This window comes from Metabacillus hrfriensis (genome assembly GCF_030127205.1).
In the GTDB taxonomy this organism is placed as follows: domain Bacteria; phylum Bacillota; class Bacilli; order Bacillales; family Bacillaceae; genus Bacillus_P; species Bacillus_P dongyingensis.
Window position 1 is genome coordinate 4777334 of the sequence record NZ_CP126116.1, and the last position, 19432, is coordinate 4796765.

At 39.9% G+C, this 19432-nt stretch carries 22 protein-coding genes; 3 read left to right on the top strand and 19 right to left on the bottom strand.

Features of this window, described 5'->3' with window-relative positions; translation table 11 throughout:
• The 8 genes from QLQ22_RS23615 to QLQ22_RS23650 all read right to left on the bottom strand — a co-directional run bounded on the left by QLQ22_RS23615 (position 1) and on the right by QLQ22_RS23650 (position 6111).
• The gene (locus tag QLQ22_RS23615) at positions 1–663 is read right to left on the bottom strand and encodes a sugar transferase (protein ID WP_284015697.1); all 663 of its coding nucleotides are present in this window, start codon (positions 661–663) and stop codon (positions 1–3) included.
• A gap of 16 nt (positions 664–679) precedes the next feature.
• Positions 680–1561, bottom strand: a complete 882-nt coding sequence (gene galU / locus QLQ22_RS23620) for a UTP--glucose-1-phosphate uridylyltransferase GalU (protein WP_284015698.1) — start codon at positions 1559–1561, stop codon at positions 680–682.
• A 20-nt stretch (positions 1562–1581) separates the two neighbouring features.
• Entirely contained in the window at positions 1582–2907 is a 1326-nt protein-coding gene (locus tag QLQ22_RS23625; protein WP_284015699.1) for a UDP-glucose dehydrogenase family protein, read from the bottom strand.
• A gap of 212 nt (positions 2908–3119) precedes the next feature.
• Entirely contained in the window at positions 3120–3884 is a 765-nt protein-coding gene (locus QLQ22_RS23630) for a tyrosine-protein phosphatase (RefSeq protein WP_284015700.1), read from the bottom strand.
• A gap of 128 nt (positions 3885–4012) precedes the next feature.
• Positions 4013–4711 carry a CpsD/CapB family tyrosine-protein kinase gene (locus QLQ22_RS23635; RefSeq protein ID WP_423246215.1) on the bottom strand — a complete coding sequence of 233 codons (699 nt, stop codon included), beginning with the start codon at positions 4709–4711 and terminating at the stop codon, positions 4013–4015.
• Positions 4701–5450, bottom strand: a complete 750-nt coding sequence (locus QLQ22_RS23640) for a YveK family protein (protein ID WP_223438589.1) — start codon at positions 5448–5450, stop codon at positions 4701–4703. Before QLQ22_RS23640 ends, QLQ22_RS23635 begins: the two co-directional genes overlap by 11 nt.
• A gap of 230 nt (positions 5451–5680) precedes the next feature.
• Positions 5681–5812, bottom strand: a complete 132-nt coding sequence (locus tag QLQ22_RS23645; protein ID WP_275976726.1) for a hypothetical protein — start codon at positions 5810–5812, stop codon at positions 5681–5683.
• Positions 5813–5967: 155 nt separating this feature from the next.
• A complete protein-coding gene (locus tag QLQ22_RS23650; RefSeq protein ID WP_223438591.1) occupies positions 5968–6111 on the bottom strand; it encodes a YwzD family small protein in 144 nt (47 codons plus the stop codon).
• A 349-nt stretch (positions 6112–6460) separates the two neighbouring features.
• Here QLQ22_RS23650 and QLQ22_RS23655 point away from each other — a divergent pair, with 349 nt between their 5' ends.
• Together QLQ22_RS23655 and QLQ22_RS23660 are read left to right on the top strand one after the other, a co-directional pair.
• A complete protein-coding gene (locus tag QLQ22_RS23655) occupies positions 6461–8071 on the top strand; it encodes an SWIM zinc finger family protein (RefSeq protein WP_284015701.1) in 1611 nt (536 codons plus the stop codon).
• Entirely contained in the window at positions 8061–10817 is a 2757-nt protein-coding gene (locus QLQ22_RS23660; RefSeq protein ID WP_284015702.1) for a DEAD/DEAH box helicase, read from the top strand. Before QLQ22_RS23655 ends, QLQ22_RS23660 begins: the two co-directional genes overlap by 11 nt.
• 371 nt (positions 10818–11188) lie before the next feature.
• Here the strand turns inward: QLQ22_RS23660 and QLQ22_RS23665 are convergent, their stop codons facing one another.
• From QLQ22_RS23665 to QLQ22_RS23680, 4 genes are all read right to left on the bottom strand, one after another.
• A complete protein-coding gene (locus QLQ22_RS23665; protein WP_284015703.1) occupies positions 11189–11374 on the bottom strand; it encodes a hypothetical protein in 186 nt (61 codons plus the stop codon).
• A 5-nt stretch (positions 11375–11379) separates the two neighbouring features.
• Positions 11380–11733: a hypothetical protein gene (locus QLQ22_RS23670; protein ID WP_284015704.1), complete on the bottom strand. Its 354-nt coding sequence runs from the start codon at positions 11731–11733 to the stop codon at positions 11380–11382.
• Between the two features lie 150 nt (positions 11734–11883).
• Complete coding sequence (ssb, locus tag QLQ22_RS23675; protein WP_133312790.1) at positions 11884–12231, bottom strand: single-stranded DNA-binding protein; 348 nt, start codon at positions 12229–12231, stop codon at positions 11884–11886.
• Positions 12232–12388: 157 nt separating this feature from the next.
• Positions 12389–12787, bottom strand: coding sequence for a hypothetical protein (locus tag QLQ22_RS23680; RefSeq protein WP_223438597.1), 399 nt, complete (start codon positions 12785–12787; stop codon positions 12389–12391).
• Between the two features lie 259 nt (positions 12788–13046).
• Between QLQ22_RS23680 and QLQ22_RS23685 the strand changes: the two genes are divergently transcribed.
• Positions 13047–13502, top strand: a complete 456-nt coding sequence (locus QLQ22_RS23685) for a YwpF-like family protein (protein ID WP_223438599.1) — start codon at positions 13047–13049, stop codon at positions 13500–13502.
• A 24-nt stretch (positions 13503–13526) separates the two neighbouring features.
• On the opposite strand, the gene QLQ22_RS23690 is transcribed toward QLQ22_RS23685, so the two are convergent.
• The 7 genes from QLQ22_RS23690 to mreB all read right to left on the bottom strand — a co-directional run bounded on the left by QLQ22_RS23690 (position 13527) and on the right by mreB (position 19327).
• Positions 13527–13802, bottom strand: coding sequence for a hypothetical protein (locus QLQ22_RS23690; RefSeq protein ID WP_223438601.1), 276 nt, complete (start codon positions 13800–13802; stop codon positions 13527–13529).
• A gap of 137 nt (positions 13803–13939) precedes the next feature.
• On the bottom strand, positions 13940–14911 hold the full coding sequence (locus QLQ22_RS23695) for a nuclease-related domain-containing protein (protein WP_284015705.1): 972 nt from the start codon (positions 14909–14911) through the stop codon (positions 13940–13942).
• 800 nt (positions 14912–15711) lie between these two features.
• Positions 15712–16146 carry a 3-hydroxyacyl-ACP dehydratase FabZ gene (gene fabZ, locus QLQ22_RS23700; protein WP_252207678.1) on the bottom strand — a complete coding sequence of 145 codons (435 nt, stop codon included), beginning with the start codon at positions 16144–16146 and terminating at the stop codon, positions 15712–15714.
• A gap of 67 nt (positions 16147–16213) precedes the next feature.
• Positions 16214–16471: a DNA-directed RNA polymerase subunit beta gene (locus tag QLQ22_RS23705; protein WP_284015706.1), complete on the bottom strand. Its 258-nt coding sequence runs from the start codon at positions 16469–16471 to the stop codon at positions 16214–16216.
• 17 nt (positions 16472–16488) lie between these two features.
• Positions 16489–17280: a flagellar hook-basal body protein gene (locus QLQ22_RS23710; RefSeq protein WP_284015707.1), complete on the bottom strand. Its 792-nt coding sequence runs from the start codon at positions 17278–17280 to the stop codon at positions 16489–16491.
• A gap of 13 nt (positions 17281–17293) precedes the next feature.
• A complete protein-coding gene (locus tag QLQ22_RS23715) occupies positions 17294–18112 on the bottom strand; it encodes a flagellar hook-basal body protein (RefSeq protein ID WP_284015708.1) in 819 nt (272 codons plus the stop codon).
• Between the two features lie 213 nt (positions 18113–18325).
• A complete protein-coding gene (mreB, locus tag QLQ22_RS23720) occupies positions 18326–19327 on the bottom strand; it encodes a rod shape-determining protein (RefSeq protein ID WP_223438608.1) in 1002 nt (333 codons plus the stop codon).
• Positions 19328–19432 lie beyond the last annotated feature (105 nt).

A 19432-nucleotide genomic window follows, 5' to 3' on the forward strand; every position in this document is an offset into this window, starting at 1 on the left:
TTATTCTCCATTAGGAATTAACATTATTTTTATTGTCATAAAAATAATTTTAAAGTCAAAGAGTATCGTCCTATTTTTCAGATAATAAAGATCTAGTTGAACCATTTCTTCAAATCCAACATTATTTCTTTCTGTTGCCTGCCAGAGTCCCGTACATCCTGGTGTTATTAGTAGTCTTTGTAAATGGTTCTCGTTATAAGTTTCTACTTCTCTAGGTAACGGCGGACGTGGTCCGACCAAACTCATTTCACCTTTAAATACATTAAACAATTGTGGAAGTTCATCGATAGAAGTTTTTCGTATGAATTTCCCAATCTTCGTAATTCTTGGATCGTCCTTCATCTTAAACATAGCTCCAGGAACTTCATTATGCTTTAATAATTCTTTTAATCTATCTTCTGCATCATGAACCATTGATCGGAATTTGATCATATTAAATTCTTTGCCATTTTTACCAACCCTTTTCTGAATAAAGAAAACTTTACCTTTCGGGTCTTCCAATTTGATTAAAATTGCTACTAGTAAAAAGATAGGGAACAATAAAATTATTCCGATAAAAGAACCAATAATATCTATAACTCTCTTTCTCTTTTCGTATAGACGTTTTAATTCTAATCCGTCTCCAATTTCTGGCTCTATAACTGTAATAGAGTAGCCTTCCATATACTACTTTCACCTCTTACCCTTTAACTTTCATTACATTTAATAGGTCTTCCATGTATCTGATCATGTCGTCCTTAATATCCTCATGTTTTAAGGAAAACTCAATTGTTGTTTTAATAAATCCTAACTTCTCACCAACATCATATCGAGTACCTTCAAAGTCGAAAGCATATACGGATTGTTTCTCATTTAAGTGTTGAATAGCGTCTGTTAGTTGTATTTCTCCACCCGCACCTGTTTCTTGATCTTCTAATAATTCAAAAATCTCGGGAGTTATTACGTATCTGCCCATAATTGCTAGATTAGATGGTGCTGTTCCTTGTGCAGGTTTTTCTACAAAACGGTTTACTTTATAGAGTTTTCCATCTCTTTCTAGCGGATCTATTATTCCATATCGATGTGTTTGATCTTCAGCAACTGATTGAACACCAATCACAGAAGACCCCGTTTTCTCATATTCATTAATTAACTGCTTTAAACAAGGAGTTTCTGCTTCAACAATATCATCACCAAGTAATACCGCAAATGGCTCATCACCAACAAACTTTCTAGCACACCATACTGCATGTCCTAATCCTTTTGGCTCTTTTTGGCGTATAAAATGAAGATTAATTTCTGATGAATGCTGTACTTTTTCTAAAAGGTCAAATTTCCCTTTACCCATTAAATTCTGTTCAAGCTCAAAATTATGATCAAAATGATCTTCAATCGCACGTTTCCCTTTACCTGTCACAATAATAATATCTTCAATCCCAGACTCAATTGCCTCTTCAATTATGTATTGAATCGTAGGCTTGTCCACAATTGGTAACATTTCTTTAGGCATTGCTTTTGTTGCTGGTAAAAAACGTGTCCCTAATCCCGCTGCTGGAATAATCGCTTTCCTAACTTTTTTCACTTTAAATCCCCCTTGACTTATCAAACATTAAGTAACTGTAAATTTTTAACTGAAGGTCTTCCCATTGAGTGGTATTCAACAAAATAGTTTTCAACGATTTTAGGATCATAACAATTACGCCCATCAAATATTACTGGTAGTTTCATATTTTCTACAAACGTACCTATTTCTAAATCTTTAAATTCATTCCATTCTGTTAAAATCAACGCAACATCAGCATCTTTTAATGCATCAACAGTATTTGTCGCATATTTCACATTCGAATCTAATATTTTCGTCGCATTCTCCTTAGCAACTGGATCATAGGCTACAACATGCGCACCTTTTTCAACTAAATGTTTCGTAATAACTATAGATGCTGCCTCTCTCATGTCATCTGTATTTGGTTTAAATGCTAATCCTAAAACTGCAACTTTCTTTCCTTCTAAGCTGTTAAACCGTTTGTTCAATTTATCTAGGAGGATTTCTTGTTGCTTTTGGTTAACTCTGACAACACCTTTTAGTAAATCAAAATCATACTCTACGTTACCCGCAATTTGGATAAGTGCCTTTGTATCTTTAGGGAAACAAGAACCACCGTAACCAATTCCAGCGTTTAAGAATTGTGAACCGATTCTACTATCCTGTCCCATTCCATTCGCAACTTCTTCTACATTTGCTCCTACTTTTTCACAAATGTTTGAGACCTCATTAATAAAGCTAATTTTTGTTGCAAGAAAAGCATTAGCCGCATATTTAATCATTTCAGCACTTCGAACATTCGTTTTAAATACAGGAATGCCAAAAGGTTTATTAATTTCTTCTATAATACTAGCTGCACTTTCATTACTTGCTCCAACTACAATTCTATCTCCATTAAAAGAATCATAGATTGCAGCACCTTCACGTAAAAATTCAGGATTTGATACAAGATCAACTTTTACATTATGAACGAGATTGTTTTGAATCACTTCTTTGATCCAGTCATTTGTTCCTACAGGGACTGTACTTTTTGTAACTACCACTACATCTGTTTTAACATGAGTCGCAATATCTTTTGCTACTTGCTCAACAAATGATAGATTAGCCGAACCATCTTCTTTTTCTGGAGTACCCACCGCAATATAAATTACGTCAGCCTCTTCAAATCCTTCATTATGATTTGTTGTAAAGAACAATCTTCTTCCTTGTATATTCTTTTTCATTAATTCATCTAAACCTGGTTCATAGATTGGAGATATACCTTCACGCATTTTGTTTACTTTCTTTTGATCAATATCAATGCATGTAACTGTATGTCCAATTTCAGATAAGCAAGTACCTGTCACTAATCCAACATATCCAGTTCCTACTACTGCGATTTTCATCTATTTTCACCTTTTCTTTATAATTTCTCTTTCAAAAATATCTAACGGAAAAGTACTCTTTTTTAAGTACTCTTTCGTTAAATATCTTAAGTAAAATATTTAAATTGTGCATCAAACTACACCCATGACTACAAGCGTCTAAGGTCTTTCTACCTACAAAACAGCCGAGTGCCTCCATTGATAATGGTGGAGGAGGTATCACCAGTTCTTGCTTAAAAAATACCCAAAAACTTTTTCTTTTTGATTCTGCTTGGATCCATTCTATAAACTGTCAAATTCTTAATCAGTAACTCTGCGTTTTCTTTAAAAAGGTATACTGCATCAGATCCAAATTCATGATTAAGAACACCATATCCATTAGCCAGTCGAAATGGACGATTTTTAAGGCTGTGAACGTCCGAGGCTAAGAAATGGGTCAGCTGAGATTCAATGAGCTGCAGCGTGAATTTTTTGATGTTCTTTCCAAAATGACCCGTTAGGCTTGAAGCTGTGATTTGAGTAAGTGCTCCCTTGCTTACTAGCTTGTACAAAAGATCCGGATTTTCTATAATTTCTGAATTTCGTTCAGGATGGACGATGATTGGCGTGAGGCCCTTCATTTGGATGTCAAATAGCATTTGTTCTGTATATCTAGGTACATGTCCAGAAGGCAGCTCAATAAATACGTAGTTTGTGTGGTTTAGTGGCAGAATAAGATCATTTTCCAGTTCAATCAGCAGATCTCCATGAATTCTTGATTCCTGCCCTGGCAAAATGGATAGAGGTACATCTTCTTTTTTTAATAATAGATTTAGTTCTTCAACTTTTTCGAGAATACTTTGTTTATAATTAATATATTTTCCATTTTGATGATGTGGTGTTGCAATAATTGTCGTAATACCTTCATTAACAGCTGATTTGGCAATTTGTATTGCTTCTTCAAAACTTACAGCACCATCATCTACTTTAGGTAAAATATGGGAATGAATATCAATCATAAAAACCACCGCCTATTGTTAATTGCATAGGTATTATGGAATATTATAATACCTATGCATGTAAACACTTTGAGATAATAACATAAAAAGAACTAGTCCAAAAGGTGTGTATTTTCTCGAATAATCATTTATTTTGATGCGTAATAATAATATTGACTATCCTGTTGCTTTTTGTTGTTAAGGACTGTTCCAAGAATTTTAGCCTGCGCTTGCTCTAAAGCATCCTTTGCCTTTTTAGCTGATTCTAACTCGGTTTTCCCGCTGCTTACAACAAGGACAACTCCATCAACCGCATTCGAGAGAATTTGTGCATCCGTTACCGCAAGCACTGGTGGAGTATCAAATAAGACGAAATCATACTCTCCTTTAGCATCTTCAATCAGCTGTTTCATCCCTTTAGATGCTAAAAGCTCTGAAGGGTTAGGAGGAATGGGTCCACTAGTCAAAATAAACAGATTATCCTGATCTGTATATTTTGCAGCTTGGCTTAAGGTAGATTGTTTAGTTAATATATTCGTAAGTCCTACATGATTATCAACTTTAAATGTATGGTGGCCAGTAGGTTTTCGCAGATCTCCATCTATTAAGAGGACTTTTTTACCCTGTTGAGCAAATACTACTGCAAGATTTGCTGCAGTTGTTGATTTTCCCTCACCGGGACCAGCAGAGGTAACAATCATAGAGCAAATTTCTTCATCTACCGTTGAGAATTGTATATTCGTGCGGATTGTGCGATATTGTTCAGCTATTGGCGATTTAGGTGTTGTCATCGAAACTAAACTTCTGCTTTGTAATTGAAACATTTGCTTTCGGTCTTTACGAGCCAATAGACTCACCTCTTGTTCTTGTTATCTTATTTCCTGCATTCTTTTGATCTTTCATTTCTTGTTCCATATCTATGCGAGTAATCGCTCCTAAAACTGGTAAGCCTAAGTGTTTTTCAATGTCTTGCTCGTTTTTAATTGTGTTATCTAAGTATTCCAATAAGAAAGCTAAACCCACACCTGCCATTAGACCTACAACTAATGCAATAGCTATATTTAATACCGGCTTTGGTTTTATTGGTGATGGATCGATACCTAAATCGGCTGTTGATAAAATGCTAACGTTATCTACATTCATTATCGTTGCTATTTCTTTTTGGAATATAGCTGCAATTGCATTTGCAATTTCTGCTGCTTGCTTTGGATCTTCATCTTGAACAGAAATGGTTACAACTTGTGAGTTTTGCTCACTCTCTACAGCTACATTTTCATTTAGCTGTCCGCTAGTCATGTTCAGATCTAACTGTTGAATAACTTTATCTAGAATCACTGGACTTTTAATAATCACATTATACGTATTAATTAATTGAAGATTCGTTTGCACCTCTCCAGGATTAAATGCCTGCTGATCACTTTTTGCTTGATTCACGAGAATTTGGGTAGAAGATTGATAGATAGGAGTTAAAATAAAGTAACTAATGATTCCACTAGTGGCTGCGGCGATTGCCGTGATAATAATGATGAGAGAAAGACGTTTCTTTAAGGTTTGAAACAGTTCTTTCAAACTGATTGTTTCTTCCATGTTGACCTCCAGTTAATTTTTGTAATAAAAAAAACACAAAGCTTATTATAATAAAAGACCTAGTTGATAGCTACAAAATTTTACAATGAAAGTGATATTTTACTTATATTTTGTCGTTTATTATCTTTTTTTGAACAACAAAGACAATTATAACAAGGAATTGTAAATTGTATATTAATTTTTTGTCCATTCAAAAAGGAGATTCGCTTTTTTGCGAATCTCCTTTTTTATCATAGGCCGTTAATTAAAACGGTTACAATCGCTGTAAGTAAAATTGTGAAAAATGGAATGGAAACTGTCATGATACGCTTTTTCAGCTCTTTTTTTCTTTCCATTTCTTCTGGTGTAATCCAATGACTCATTTGTCTAAATCCCCCTCGAAACCTGTCGATATTTGTCAAAATGTTTATGATTATTATATCGGAGGGAATACTAATAGTGTAATAGAACTTTTGTCATATGGTACCGAAAAAAGTCCGCACATTTTTCATTGCGGACTTTTTTCGGTGTTAATCTATTATGATGCGTATACTTTTCTAAATTGAAGAATCAGCTCATCCAGCAGTTCTTTGGTGGTAATTTCATTTGAATGCTCGCCTTTTTGGTAAGCGTGCATTAAAATTTGCAGAAGTTCTTCTTGTTTAAGGCTATTTTCTTTCATTCTACAAATTTTCCTTTCTTGTATTTTACAATTTTATACAACAAGCAGATTATACTGCGTTTTCTGTCGTATGGCAACTATTTATACCATTCGTGTCGAACTATCTTTTATGTCCCCGAATATTCTCAACTCTAAACTTTACCGAAAATTCCCTTTCCATTTTATCCTTTGTTCAATATCAGTTATAATGAAAGAATTGACTACGAAAAGCGCTAATGCCCGTTTAGCTCTAACAGACATATAAAAATCCGGCTGACGGATTTGTTCTGGCCGAGAAGTTGGGCGATGAAGCTGGATATAGAAGCGCAAAATTATATACTTTCTTATCACTAAAAAGGAGCGGTGTGCCATGCTTCAGCATGAACTGGATAAAGAGTTGATTCTGCATGCGGGTGAAGAGCTGCAGGATCAGCTTTCGCCTGAGTTAGAAGACGATCGCAATCTTGTGAAAAAAGGGCTGATGCTGTATCGGCAGAGCAGCGTGTACAACGTGAAAATAGATGGACACACAGTGAGCGCCAATGTGCAGGATGTAACGCCTGTTCGGGTTGTGCTTGAGCTTGATTTTTTTACGATGAGTTCATGTTCCTGTCCTGCAGATTTTCCCTGCCGTCATGTTGTGGCATCTTTTCTCTATTTATATGCAAGCGTCGAACGAGTCGGTACATATATGGACGCTTGGAATGCCAAGACGCAGCAGGCGATTCTTGCCCAGCTGAAGCCGGCTAGCCAAATGATACCGTCTGTGAGCTGGAACGATGATTCGCTTTCAAGCTGGCTATCGTTTTTCGAGTTTGAATATAAGCGCTGGGCTCAAAATCGGCCGCGCAACATTCAGCAGATTCAAAGCTTGTACAACCATTACTATCCCGTGCTGAAGAAGAAGGCTCCGAAAAATGCGGACCTCAGACGGTTTTATACTATACATGCAAACCTTACGACATTGTTCTACATGCTTCGTCTACTTAATGAGACGAAACCAAATGATCATTTGTTACACCATGTTTATCATTCTTATTTTGAAGAGTGTATAGAATCCATTACATACGAGCTTCGGGAGATGCGGAAGTTCGCTTTGCCTTTCTCTCTCGATTCTCTTTTTGAGGAGAGCATCGAGGTTTTTCATCAGCTGCTTGATGTCAGCAGTTATTTGCAGTTTGAACGGATCAGCCTTTACCGTGCTCTTTGGATCGGTCTGCTTAATCGAAAGAAGTGGATTGAGCGAGAGGTTGACTGGCTGAATGAGCAGTTAAGTGAACGGGATGTTCCTGAATATCGGCTTGCATTGATTCATATGGATTTCCTGCAGGGTGATGATGATGCTTTGTTTGAGAAGATGAAAGTCTTTAATGATGGAGCTTTTCCGATTTTGTATGACTGGGTTGGCGATCTTGTTTCCCGGAAAAATTGGAAACGTGCTGCGAAATGGTTTACGTATTTGCTTGGGAAATCGGATGCTTTTTTAAACAGTGACATTCCATATGAAGAAAAGCGCCGTTCGATTCGTTTTTTCTTGGATATGCTTTCAGAGTATTCGACTCAGACCAAAGATGAGAGGCTGTATGAGAATGCCTGCCGCAATCTGCTTCCATTTAGCTACGCAGAGTATCATCATTTTCTCGTGAACCGTAAGCAGTTCAGAACGTGGGCAGAGCTGCATTTGCTGCTTGGGTTTGAATTGTATGAGATTGACCGTGATTTGTTAAAGATGATAGAGAAGGAAAGTCCTGAGTCGCTGCTGACCATATATCACCATGCGATACGCCAGGAGATCGCTCTCAGGACGCGAACGAATTATAAGCTTGCGGTGCGCTATTTAAAGAAAGTGCGTACGTTATATAAGAAGATAAAGAATGAAACGCAATTTGAAATCTATCTTGAAAAGCTTTCACATGAGCACCGGCGACTGCGTGCTTTTCAAGAGGAGCTGAAGAGAGGAAAGTTGATTCATGCTGAATGATTTGAAGATCTCCGTCCATACGGAACAAATCGAGAATTTTCACTTTTACGTATGGTGCACGACGAAGGATGAGAAAACGCTCGGAACGAATCATATGCGGCGCTACTTGTTCACATGGCATGAATCCTCTTTCTTTGGATCGCTGCTTGAAGATGTGAGCTACATTGGGGTCCCATCTGTTCTGCTTTCTCCATGGATGATGGTTGAGCTGATCGGAAAAGATACGACGAATTCACTGGCTGATATTGAGTACAGCGGCGATGCTGTCCCGCTGATTGATGCTGCAGAGGCGATTTACGATTGCATTGTGAACGGCGAGTTTATGCCCGATTTTGAACGGTGGAAAAGTGGCGCCTTTGGCTGGCGTGATACTGCTGGTGAGCTTGAAGGGTTTACGGCTGATTGGCTGTCTGCGGCTGTTAGCGATTTAATTGAGAGGAATTCGGATCTAGGGCGGGCATGGAGTGACATTGTTGAGGCTTATACCGCAACTGAAAAGTTTGAAGGTCATTTTCTTGACGAGCGCGACTGGCTGGAGAAGATTGGCTTCTTAATTGATGATGCTCCGTTTACGATTGGCCTGCGGTTAAATGAGCCTGATTATGATGGCGACGATTGGAAGCTAGAGCTGTTTTTACGTGACCGCAAGAACCCTGATTCGTTTCATCTATTTCAGGGGCTAAAGGATTTGCCGACTCCTTGGCGAGGTTATATGGACCGGATTGAACGCGAGCAGCAGCGCTTTGAGGAAATTGTGCCGTGGCTTTCTTTTCAAAATGGAAACACGCATATTACAGAAGATGAGGCGTGGCTCTTTTTAACAAGTGCGAGTGAAACGTTTGTAAATACCGGTGTCGAGATTCTCCTGCCATCATGGTGGCAGGTTGTCCGTGATTCAAAGGTGATGCTGAAGGCGAAGATGTCGTCGGCCCCGCGCGGACAATCCTTTGTCGGTATGAACTCGCTGATTGATTTCAACTGGCGCTTTGCGACGAATGGCGTGGAAATGAGCGAGGAAGAATTCATGGGGATGGTGAATGATAACCGCCGTCTTGTGAATTTTAAAGGACAGTGGATTAAGTTAGACCCTGCTTTTATCAAGCATGTGCAGTCGATTTTGAAAAAGGCGGAAAAAGAAGGTCTGCATTTTTCCGATATTCTGCAGCAGGAGCTGGCTGACGCACGTGATAGTGATGATGAGGTTCTTGATTCAAGAGCATTTGCAAATATTCATATTGAGCTTAGCCGTCAGATGAAGTCGATGCTTCGTCAGCTTACGGAGATAACGGATATTCCGAAGCACGATGTTCCTTCGACGTTTCACGGTGACCTTCGTCCTTATCAGCAGCAAGGCGTTGACTGGCTGCTGTTTCTCCGGAAGTTCCATTTTGGAGCTTGTTTAGCGGACGATATGGGTCTCGGGAAAACGATACAGATGATCGCTTATTTTGTTTATGTATTGGAACACGAAAAACAAGAAACACCATTTTTAATCATCGCTCCAACATCGGTTCTCGGTAACTGGCAGAAGGAAATTGAGAAGTTTGCTCCTAGTTTGAAGGTTCATCTTCATTACGGTCCTAATCGGGCAAAGGGTGAAGATTTTAATGTATCGCTTGCCGATACGGATATTGTTTTGACGTCTTACGGCCTGTCTCACGCCGATCATGAAGAGATTGCTTCTGTTGCGTGGAGCACGATTTGTTTAGATGAAGCGCAGAATATTAAAAATGCGCACACGAAGCAGTCCCGCGCGATTCGGAAATTGAAGGGCCAGCATCATATTGCCCTGACAGGAACTCCAATGGAAAATCGCTTAACGGAATTGTGGTCGATTTTTGATTTTATCAATACAGGATTTCTTGGCAGTTTGCATAGTTTCCATAAGCGATTTGTGCTGCCGATTGAGAAGGATCGGGATCCGGCGATTATCGGAAACTTGCAGCAGCTGATTAAGCCGTTCCTGCTGCGCCGGACGAAGCGTGACGAACAGGTTGCGCTGAATCTGCCTGAGAAGCAGGAGCAGAAAGAGTATATCCCGCTTACGGTTGAGCAGGCATCTCTTTATGAACAGCTGGTTAAGGATACCTTTGATCAGGTGTCACAGCTTGCTGGAATGCAGCGGAAGGCTTTGATTTTGAAGATGCTCGGAAAGCTGAAGCAGATCTGTAATCATCCGGCTCTTTATTTGAAAGAGGAACGTGCGGAATCAGTGACGACGCGCTCTCATAAAATTGAGAAGCTGCTTGAGCTTGTAACGGCGATTCGGGAGCAGGATGAAAGCTGTTTGATTTTCACGCAGTATATTGGCATGGGCGAGATGATTCAATCCCTGCTTGAGCGTGAGTTTGGAGAGAAAGTCTTGTTCTTAAACGGCAGTGTGGCGAAAAATGCGCGCGATAAGATGGTGGAGCAGTTTCAGAATAAAGAGTATTCGATTTTGATCTTGTCACTGAAAGCTGGAGGAACTGGTTTGAACTTAACCGCCGCGAATCATGTCGTTCATTATGACCGCTGGTGGAACCCTGCTGTTGAGAACCAGGCTACAGACCGTGCTTACCGCATAGGGCAGAATCGTTTCGTTCACGTGCACAAGCTGATTACTACAGGAACTATTGAAGAGAAAATCGATGGCATGCTGGATAAAAAGCAATCCCTGAACGATGAAATCATCCAAAGCGAGAGCTGGATCACAGAGCTGTCCACAGACGAACTGGAAGAGCTCTTCACCCTCTCCATGAGCTAGGAGGCGCGACATGAGCAAGAAAAAAGAAGATTTGAAGAAAGAAACAATGAGTGCAGAGTGGAAGAAGCTGTATGAATTGATTGCGAAGAAGGTTGGGAAATAAGGTTATGTTGGGACCAGTCCGGGTTGGGCTGGTTTTTTTGTATTTGTTTAGTGGTTTTTCTAGATGCAGTTGGGTATTTAAAGGTTTTGGGGTAGCTGTTGGTACGGTATTTCCGTCAGACAGTTGGATTACTTTCCAATATGGGGTTTTCACTTGCCGGAATGACTCTTTTACTAGCAGAAATCGGATAAATACTTGCCAGTATAGAGTAAATACTATCTTTTTTCCAGATACCTCCTAATTTAACATGAAAAAATCAACCTCTTTTTTAAGGCTGATTGAGTTCATGCAATTTAAAGATTTCTATGTCATGCTCTGCTGATTTTTTCTTTAAATATTCTAGTTCAATACGCTGGTATGACAGTTCTTTAAGCAGCGTCTTATCTCTAGATTCGCTTTTTGCTGCGTTGTCATTGACTTTCCCTTCTAATTCGGCCAATTCTTTAAGCAGCATGTTGTCTATTTTTCGCTTTTCACTTCATTGTCGTCAATCTTGCCCTCTATGATTGCCATCTCTTTAAGCAATTCTGCCCTCATTCCAGACATTTCTGTTTTCAAACTCGAGACATCTGTTTTCACTTCTGACATGTCTGTTTTTAGGTTTGAGACATCCGCTTTCACTTCTGACATGTCTGTTTTTAGGTTCGAGACATCCGCTTTCACTTCTGACATGTCTGTTTTTAGGTTCGAGACATCCGCTTTCACTTCTGACATGTCTGTTTTTAAATTTGCAACGTCCGTTTTTATCTCTGACACTTCTACTCTAATCCCGTCGATACCAGTGAGAATTCGGGTTAGCAACTCTTCATTCATCAAATGATACCTCGCTTTCTTAGTCTTATTATATCCTACTTTCCCCTTCTCAAGAAAGAACTAGCCGGATAGTTCCGGCTAGTTTAAGTGAGGAAGTGGGGAGTTCCTTGATTCTGTTTCTGTGAGGGGTTTTGAGGGTTTGTAACTTTGTTATTTTTCTGTTACTGCAAGCTCACGGGTTTTGCCGCCCATGAAGCGTACGGAGTCAGCGACGACTTCTGTGACATAGACGCGCCTGCCTTCCGAGTTTTCGTAGTTGCGGGTCTGGATGCGTCCGGATACGCCTACGATTGAACCTTTGCGGCAATAATTCGCTGTGTTTTCTGCCGTTTTTCTCCACAGGGTGCAGTTGACGAAGTCTGTGTCCATGTCACCCGCTGCATTTTTAAATGAACGGCTCACTGCGAGTGTGATATTGGCGACAGGCGCCCCTTCTGCTGTGTAGCGCATTTCCGGGTCTTTCGTTAAGCGTCCGACCAGCGTGACTGAATTTATCACCTAATTCCTCCTCTCTTTAGCTTACAAGGCTATTGTAGCGGGTAATTGGAATTAGGAAAAATCTTGAAAATGTCGTTTTTGGGTTTTGAAAAGTGATTTTCCCAGTAGAATTTCAGTGTTTTCTAGGCTCATTTCTTACGATTCGTTATGTTTGCTGCTATTTTCTATGTATTTGAAATAAATAGGATTGCTGTTCATGACCTGAAAAAGTGATGCTTTGGAGAATAGCTTGAAATGCTTGTGATGCGATGAGTTCATTCTGAATGGCTGTTTCTTCATAACGCTTGGTTTGTTCGATCCATACGTAAGATTTGATGGACATTTCATTTTTTAATAAATCAAAAAGAATTCTTACGATTTGAAGCTTGTCTTTTGTTTCGTATAATATTTCTACTGACGCTTCCCTATGTACTTGGAAGTGGTGGTACTTTGTTTTGCCGGCAATGATCTCCCCTACTTTTAATAATAATGATTTATCATCTAACCTTTCTCTCACTATTTCACTCGTTTTTTGCAGATCTTTTACTGAAATTGTTTTTAACTTAATCGTCTCCATTGATCAGCCTCATTTCTTAAAGTTTGCTATTTTACCATAGCAAATTTACGAGTTTATGAAAAATGCCGGATATAGGCATTTTTACTCATATATTGTCATATTTTGTATTAATCCTCTCTCTTCCTCTTTTTTCCTCTTTTTTTCATCTGTTTAATTGATTCATTCTGCTCATCCCTCCGTTTGGTGCTTCACTCTTTCTGTATGATATAATGTAACAATAACCATACATGAACGATAAACTGGACTAAGGAGGGTATTTATGAAAACGTTTAGACTCGTAGGGCTGACCATTGAAGTGCAAGGAGAAAACGGTGCTCGTTTAGAAGAAATCCCCTTATCGGACGGACTGATCATCAACAAAGAAGACGGGGAAAATCATTGGATGATTGAGGCTCTTTTACAAAAGGAACACCGCTCATACTTTGAAACACTCTCGCAAAAGAAAAATGAACTGCATATTTATGTAACAATTTCCAAAAAAACAAACAAACCCGCCGAGATCGTGGCGAAGATTAAATCCATCATGGTCCTGGAAGAACATATTTCTGTCTTATTTGAGGGGCGGATGCTCGCGCGAAAAGCAAAGAACGAGCCTGAAAAATTGCTTGAGGATCTGCTGACAAAAGGTTTGCACGGTGAAGACCTAAAGAAGGCTTTCAAACAAAAGCTAAAAGAACAAAGAGAATTAAACGTGAAAAAGTCCCCTCAAACGTGAGCGGGACTTTTTCTATTTATGCTGCTATTTGTTTTCGTCTTTCATATCGTTTTCCATGTCATGTTCCATATCTTTCTCGTCTTCTTCCATGTTGTTCTCATCTTTCTGCATGTCTTCTTCCATATCCTGCTCCATGTCCTTCTCTGTTTCGTCCTCAACAGGAGGCGTGTCATCATTTGGCACTTCTTCTTCAATATTGTTATCTTCCGGTGGTGCAGGATCCTGATCGTCCGCACAGCCCGCAATCAGCATAGCTGCTAATAATGTACCAGAAATTTTAAGTATCCACTTCGTATTCATAATCATACTCCTTCCTTAATTAGACCTTTATCCAGCGGTCGTGGTTAGGGTTTCCAGAATGATTAGGTTTATTCGGAAAATTTGTCTAAAGCAGGTGTTACAGTATTTATTTACCACATATGTGGAATTGTAAACGTTTATTTTAAAATGGGGAGCTGGTATTTGCGGTTTTTATAGGAGCCTGTGTGGTGGAGGTTTAGTACAGTTAATAATTTAGACGCAGAGCTCATTGAAGAGATTCTTAGAAACTGCCTTATTTCTTTATTTGTAATGGTCGGCCCAAGTAACAAAGCGTAATCATTCAAAGAGGCAATATACGCTTCTTTAGATGTGAACATGCATTTTGTGCAAACCCAGCTTCCGCTAATTTTTTTCATCGGGATTGAAAAGCATTGTGTGCAATGAACACCTGTTATTAAATCTGACCTTGATAGTTGAAATTGTTGAAGTAGATCCGGGTTATTTGGTGAGTGGTTTTTAATAAGTTGCCTTGACAGCTTATTTAAATCCTTAATTGTTAAAATCTGATCTTTATACCGATTATCCAGTAAACGAATTTTATCTTGGAGTGATCCTGCATGTAACACTTTTTTCAATACTGTTTCTGAGTAGTTTGGAATGGTTTTAAGAATAGCTGCGGGATTGCTGATGACGATATAAGAATGCAGCGGCATACTGGGGTAATTGTGTTCAGACAGCCATGTTTGAAGATTTTTCTGTTGGCGCCTTACTTGAAGAATTGGATCAGGGAATGCTTCTTCTCGTCCATTTAGTGTTCGTATTAGTTGTTTAAATGTCTGATCGAAACATAGCGTTCCACTCATGTTTTTGACTTCAAGAATTAGAATATAGGATCTAGTTAAGATCACAATATCTAATTGAAAATAATGTTTTTTATTCAGCAGTCTAATATCGTGCAGAACAAGGAACTCTTTACTTAATAACGGAAGCAAATGATAATCAATTGACTGTTCACCGCGATACCCTGCCATACTTTTAGCATACTCCTCTTCTATTTTAGCTCTTATTATATGGTTCTGGGGCAGCCTCCTTAGTAAAGCCTGCAGCTTTTGAATTTTTACAGGTAATTGTTTTTCTTTTTTTATCAAAAGATCACTCCTTCTCTTTATTAATTTTGTTTATTTCTAGATTTATTTTTAAACTCCTTTGCAGCACGGCAAAATAGAATTTTATTTTTGGTCAGATTCAAGGATGAAGAGATTTACTTTCCAAAATGGGACTTTTACTTGCCGGAATGCCTCTTTTACTAGCGAGAATCAGGTAAATACTTTCCTTTTTGGAGCTAATACTTTCTTTTTTCCAGATACCTACTAAATACGAAGGCTATGATCGCCGTTCAATCCTATTTTCTGCCGGCAATCAGGCTTTTTCTATTTGCACTTGGCTAATTAGGTTATTTCTTTTGAACTGGATGGTATCTGACTGTGATTAGCTGCTCAGATCCAAGGATTAATCTGATTTACTTTCCAAAATGGGACTTTTACTTGCCGGAATGCCTCTTTTACTAGCGAGAATCAGGTAAATACTTTCCTTTTTGGAGCTAATACTTTCTTTTTTCCAGATACCTCCTAGATATGAAGGCTATGATCACCGTTCAATCCTATATTCTGCTCAAGATTTCTGCCCGACATCAGTCGTTTTTTAATTGCACTTTGCTATTTAGGTTTTTTCTTTTGAACTGGATGGAATCTGAATGTGATTAGCCGCTCAGATCCAAGGATAAATCTGATTTACTTTCCAAAATGGGGCTTTTTCTTGCCGGAATGCCTCTTTTACTACCGAGAACCGGGTAATTACTTTCCAGTTTGGAGCTAATACTTTCTTTTTTCCAGATACCTCCTAAAGATCAGCACAAAAAAAACGATCCCGACAAGGATCGCTCGCAAATCTATTCTTTCTTTTCACCCAGCGCAAACATCAATTCTGTTTCACATACGACTTCGCCGTTTACTGTAGCGACGCCTTTGCCTTTGCCGAGTGATCCGCGCAGACGGATGATTTCAACTTCGAGGCGGAGCTGGTCGCCTGGTGTTACTTGCTTTTTGAAGCGGCAGTTGTCGATGCCTGCAAAAAAGGCAAGGCGGCCGCGGTTTTCTTCTTTGATCAGCATGGCAACAGCGCCGACTTGGGCGAGTGCTTCAACGATTAGGACGCCTGGCATGACTGGGTATTCTGGGAAATGGCCATTGAAGAATTCTTCGTTTGCTGTTACGTTTTTTAGTCCGATTGCACGCTTGCCTTCGTCTACTTCAAGGATTTTATCGACGAGCAGGAATGGATAACGGTGCGGAATGATTTCTTTGATTTGTGTGATGTCTAGCATTTTAGTACCTCCTCCTAGTACAACCTATTAGTTCTATTATACACAAAAAGGAGGGGGTTAGCCCTCCTTATTTTTCAGATTCTTTTTCCACCAGGTCAAAGACATGCTGCCATGTTTTTTTATCGAAGACGTCTGTTGGCTTTCCATCACCGAGTACACCGTAGCCAATCATCGCACCGCTGATTGCGGCAATGGCCATGAAAAAAAGCAATAAAACAATGCGCAGCCAGATCGGAAATAGCCTGATTCTGATTTTGCGGCTGCTGGACTCTTCTGTTTTTTTCGTTTCTTTCATTTCTTCACGAGACCGTTCGTTTGCACTCACTGTAAAAACCCCTTTGTTTATCTCACGCTATTGATTAACCCGAGCATTTGATCGCCCATGGTGATAGATTTTGAGTTTAATTGATAAGACCTCTGAGCTACCATCAGCTCAGTCATTTCTTTTGAAAGATCGACATTTGACATTTCAAGTGCACCTTGCTGAATGCCAATTTGATCAAGGTTCAAAAACTCGATCGTGCCGTTTGGTGCGTTCTCATTTAAAGCGTACCGATTTCCGCCCTGTTTTTCAAGCATAGATTGCTGATTTACCCCAACTATTCCTAATTGAACGGACTGATTGCCCGGATCTGCCGTTAATCTGCCATCAGGTGTTACCTTCATATTTTCAAACGTATCATCGAAGAAAATCGGATTTTGATTTTCATCAAGAACAGCGTGGCCTTCAGATGTGACAAGCTGAAGCTGTCCATTTTCTGCAGGATTCAAATATAGAGCTCCATCACGTGTATACTGCACCTCACCGCTTACTTCTACTTGCAGGAATTGGCCAGGCTTTGTGATGGCAAGGTCAAGCACCCGATCTGTCACCTTGATGCTGCCTTGGGTATACACGGTTTGTCCCGTTACCATCGCTCCGACTCCAGGCCGAACGCCAAGAGCTGTCGACCGCCCAGCAGGGTCGTCCTGAAGTCCAGCATTGTTTATTTGCTGATTAAGGAGTTCTGAGAAGCCTGTTTGTGTGCGCTTGTAGCCTTGTGTATCAATGTTTGCCATGTTATTTCCGATCAGATCCAGCTGTTTTTGCAGCTGACCTAATGTATTTGCAGCCGTAATCATCGAACGTAGCATGCTTATCCCCCTATTATCTTACCCTGCCGATTTCATTCACGGCTTTATCCATACTTCTATCGTAAGCCTGCAGCACTTTTTGATTCGCTTCAAAGGCGCGGTAAGCTGTCATCATTTCGGTATACGATTTGGAAACGTCGACATTTGAGCCTTCCACATAACCCTGCTTTAGCTGATACGAAATTTCAGGATTATTGACCGCAGTCGGCAATCCATTTCCATCCTCGGTCCGGTAAAGACCATTTCCTTCTTTAATTAACGTTCTTGTGTCACCGGCAAAGACAATTTCGATTTGTGCCTGTTCAACCCCATCCACTCTAACCGTTCCGTCTGATGTGATTTCGAATTGATCTGAAGCAACTGAAATGGGCTGGCCGTTCGTTCCTAAAACAGGGTTGCCTGCAAGAGTAAGCTCGCCGTTTTCATTTCGTGTAAACTGTCCATTGCGTGTGTAGCGCAATTCAAAAGCTTGATTCTGCACTGCAAAAAGCAAAGCACCTTTCGCATTCGTCTCCTCATTATAGGGAACCAGCTCTTCAACTAAGGCAACATCGCTGGAGAGACCTGTTTCACGGAGATCGCCCTGTGTAAATTGAGGAATCATCTCTTGAAGATACACGCCAGTATTCAGCGTTCCAACAGCCTGCGTGGCAGGAGCAGGAACCTTGCTGCTTTCAACTCTTTTCAAAAGCATTTCCGGGAAGGCCTTTAGCGCTGCCTGATCCGATTTATATCCAGGTGTTTTCGCATTGGCTATGTTATTTGACAGCATCTCTGTTCTCCGCTGCTGGGCAAGCATCCCTGCTGTCGCTGTATAAAAACCTCGTAGCATTCTTTCACCTCATAAGAGATTCATTCTCTTTTTTCGACCATATTTTCTATTTTCATTATATCTGACTATTTGGAACATCACCGTAAAAATTTATAAGTTTCATAAAAAATCGAAGGTATACTCTTAAAATCGGCACGATTGACGAAAGGTTTATAGGAAGTGAGAAAAAACAAAAAAACACCAGTCCAAAAACTGATGTTTTTCAATAATCAATTATCCAAACTTGCGTCTACTAAGGCGATCGACGTTATCAAGCATGATGCCTGTGCCGATTGCTACACAGTCCATTGGATTTTCTGCGATTAAGACAGGAACCTTTAATTCTTCTGCCATCAACTGATCCAGACCGTTCAGAAGGGCTCCGCCGCCTGTTAAGATGACGCCGCGGTCGATGATGTCCGCAGAGAGTTCAGGAGGTGTGCGCTCGAGTACGCTTTTTGCAGTTTGAATGATGAGGGCTACTGATTCACGCAGTGCGCCTTCAACTTCTTCAGAATTAACGGTAATGGTACGGGGCAGACCTGATACCATGTCTCTGCCGCGAATGGCAATTTCTTCGTTGCGTCCGCCTGGGAACACTGTCGCTACTTGCGTTTTAATATCCTCAGCCGTACGTTCACCAATTAAGAGCTTGTACTCTTTTTTGATGTAATTTAAGATTTCCATGTCGAACTTGTCCCCAGCCATCTTAATAGAAGAGGCGGTGACAATATCGCCCATTGAAAGGACTGCGACATCTGTCGTTCCACCGCCAATATCTACTACCATATTTCCGCTTGGCTGAAAAATGTCCATGCCGGCGCCAATTGCTGCGACCTTTGGTTCTTCTTCAAGATAAACGTATTTTCCGCCGCTCTTTTCAGCAGCTTCTTTAATGGCTTTTTGCTCAACAGAGGTGATATTCGTCGGACAGCAGATGAGCATCCGCGGTTTCGTGAATAAACCCTTTACATTTAATTTGTTGATAAAATGCTTGAGCATAGCTTCTGTTACTTCAAAATCAGCGATGACTCCGTCTTTTAATGGACGAATCGCAACAATATTCCCAGGAGTACGTCCTACCATTCTTCTTGCTTCTTCTCCAACAGCAAGAACCTTGCCCGTGTTCTTATTAAGTGCAACTACAGATGGCTCGTTTAAGACGATGCCTTTTCCTTTTACGTGAATTAGTACATTTGCAGTACCAAGGTCAATTCCTATATCCCTTGCAAACATTCTTACCATATCCTCCTTGCAATCTGATCCCAGCAATTCCTACTTTGTGCCCTAATTTCATATTGTATCATAAATCACTAAAAAAAGTATGAAATTGTAAAATTC

Excerpts from the sequence above, each read along its gene's own strand:
- QLQ22_RS23615 (WP_284015697.1), bottom strand. The coding sequence starts at position 663 with ATGGAAGGCTACTCTATTACAGTTATAGAGCCAGAAATTGGAGACGGA.
- QLQ22_RS23625 (WP_284015699.1), bottom strand. The coding sequence starts at position 2,907 with ATGAAAATCGCAGTAGTAGGAACTGGATATGTTGGATTAGTGACAGGT.
- QLQ22_RS23630 (WP_284015700.1), bottom strand. The coding sequence starts at position 3,884 with ATGATTGATATTCATTCCCATATTTTACCTAAAGTAGATGATGGTGCT.
- QLQ22_RS23640 (WP_223438589.1), bottom strand. The coding sequence starts at position 5,450 with ATGGAAGAAACAATCAGTTTGAAAGAACTGTTTCAAACCTTAAAGAAA.
- QLQ22_RS23645 (WP_275976726.1), bottom strand. The coding sequence starts at position 5,812 with ATGAGTCATTGGATTACACCAGAAGAAATGGAAAGAAAAAAAGAGCTG.
- QLQ22_RS23650 (WP_223438591.1), bottom strand. The coding sequence starts at position 6,111 with ATGAAAGAAAATAGCCTTAAACAAGAAGAACTTCTGCAAATTTTAATG.
- QLQ22_RS23655 (WP_284015701.1), top strand. The coding sequence starts at position 6,461 with ATGCTTCAGCATGAACTGGATAAAGAGTTGATTCTGCATGCGGGTGAA.
- QLQ22_RS23660 (WP_284015702.1), top strand. The coding sequence starts at position 8,061 with ATGCTGAATGATTTGAAGATCTCCGTCCATACGGAACAAATCGAGAAT.
- QLQ22_RS23665 (WP_284015703.1), bottom strand. The coding sequence starts at position 11,374 with ATGCTGCTTAAAGAATTGGCCGAATTAGAAGGGAAAGTCAATGACAAC.
- QLQ22_RS23670 (WP_284015704.1), bottom strand. The coding sequence starts at position 11,733 with ATGAATGAAGAGTTGCTAACCCGAATTCTCACTGGTATCGACGGGATT.
- QLQ22_RS23680 (WP_223438597.1), bottom strand. The coding sequence starts at position 12,787 with ATGGAGACGATTAAGTTAAAAACAATTTCAGTAAAAGATCTGCAAAAA.
- QLQ22_RS23685 (WP_223438599.1), top strand. The coding sequence starts at position 13,047 with ATGAAAACGTTTAGACTCGTAGGGCTGACCATTGAAGTGCAAGGAGAA.
- QLQ22_RS23690 (WP_223438601.1), bottom strand. The coding sequence starts at position 13,802 with ATGAATACGAAGTGGATACTTAAAATTTCTGGTACATTATTAGCAGCT.
- fabZ (WP_252207678.1), bottom strand. The coding sequence starts at position 16,146 with ATGCTAGACATCACACAAATCAAAGAAATCATTCCGCACCGTTATCCA.
- QLQ22_RS23710 (WP_284015707.1), bottom strand. The coding sequence starts at position 17,280 with ATGCTACGTTCGATGATTACGGCTGCAAATACATTAGGTCAGCTGCAA.
- QLQ22_RS23715 (WP_284015708.1), bottom strand. The coding sequence starts at position 18,112 with ATGCTACGAGGTTTTTATACAGCGACAGCAGGGATGCTTGCCCAGCAG.
- mreB (WP_223438608.1), bottom strand. The coding sequence starts at position 19,327 with ATGTTTGCAAGGGATATAGGAATTGACCTTGGTACTGCAAATGTACTA.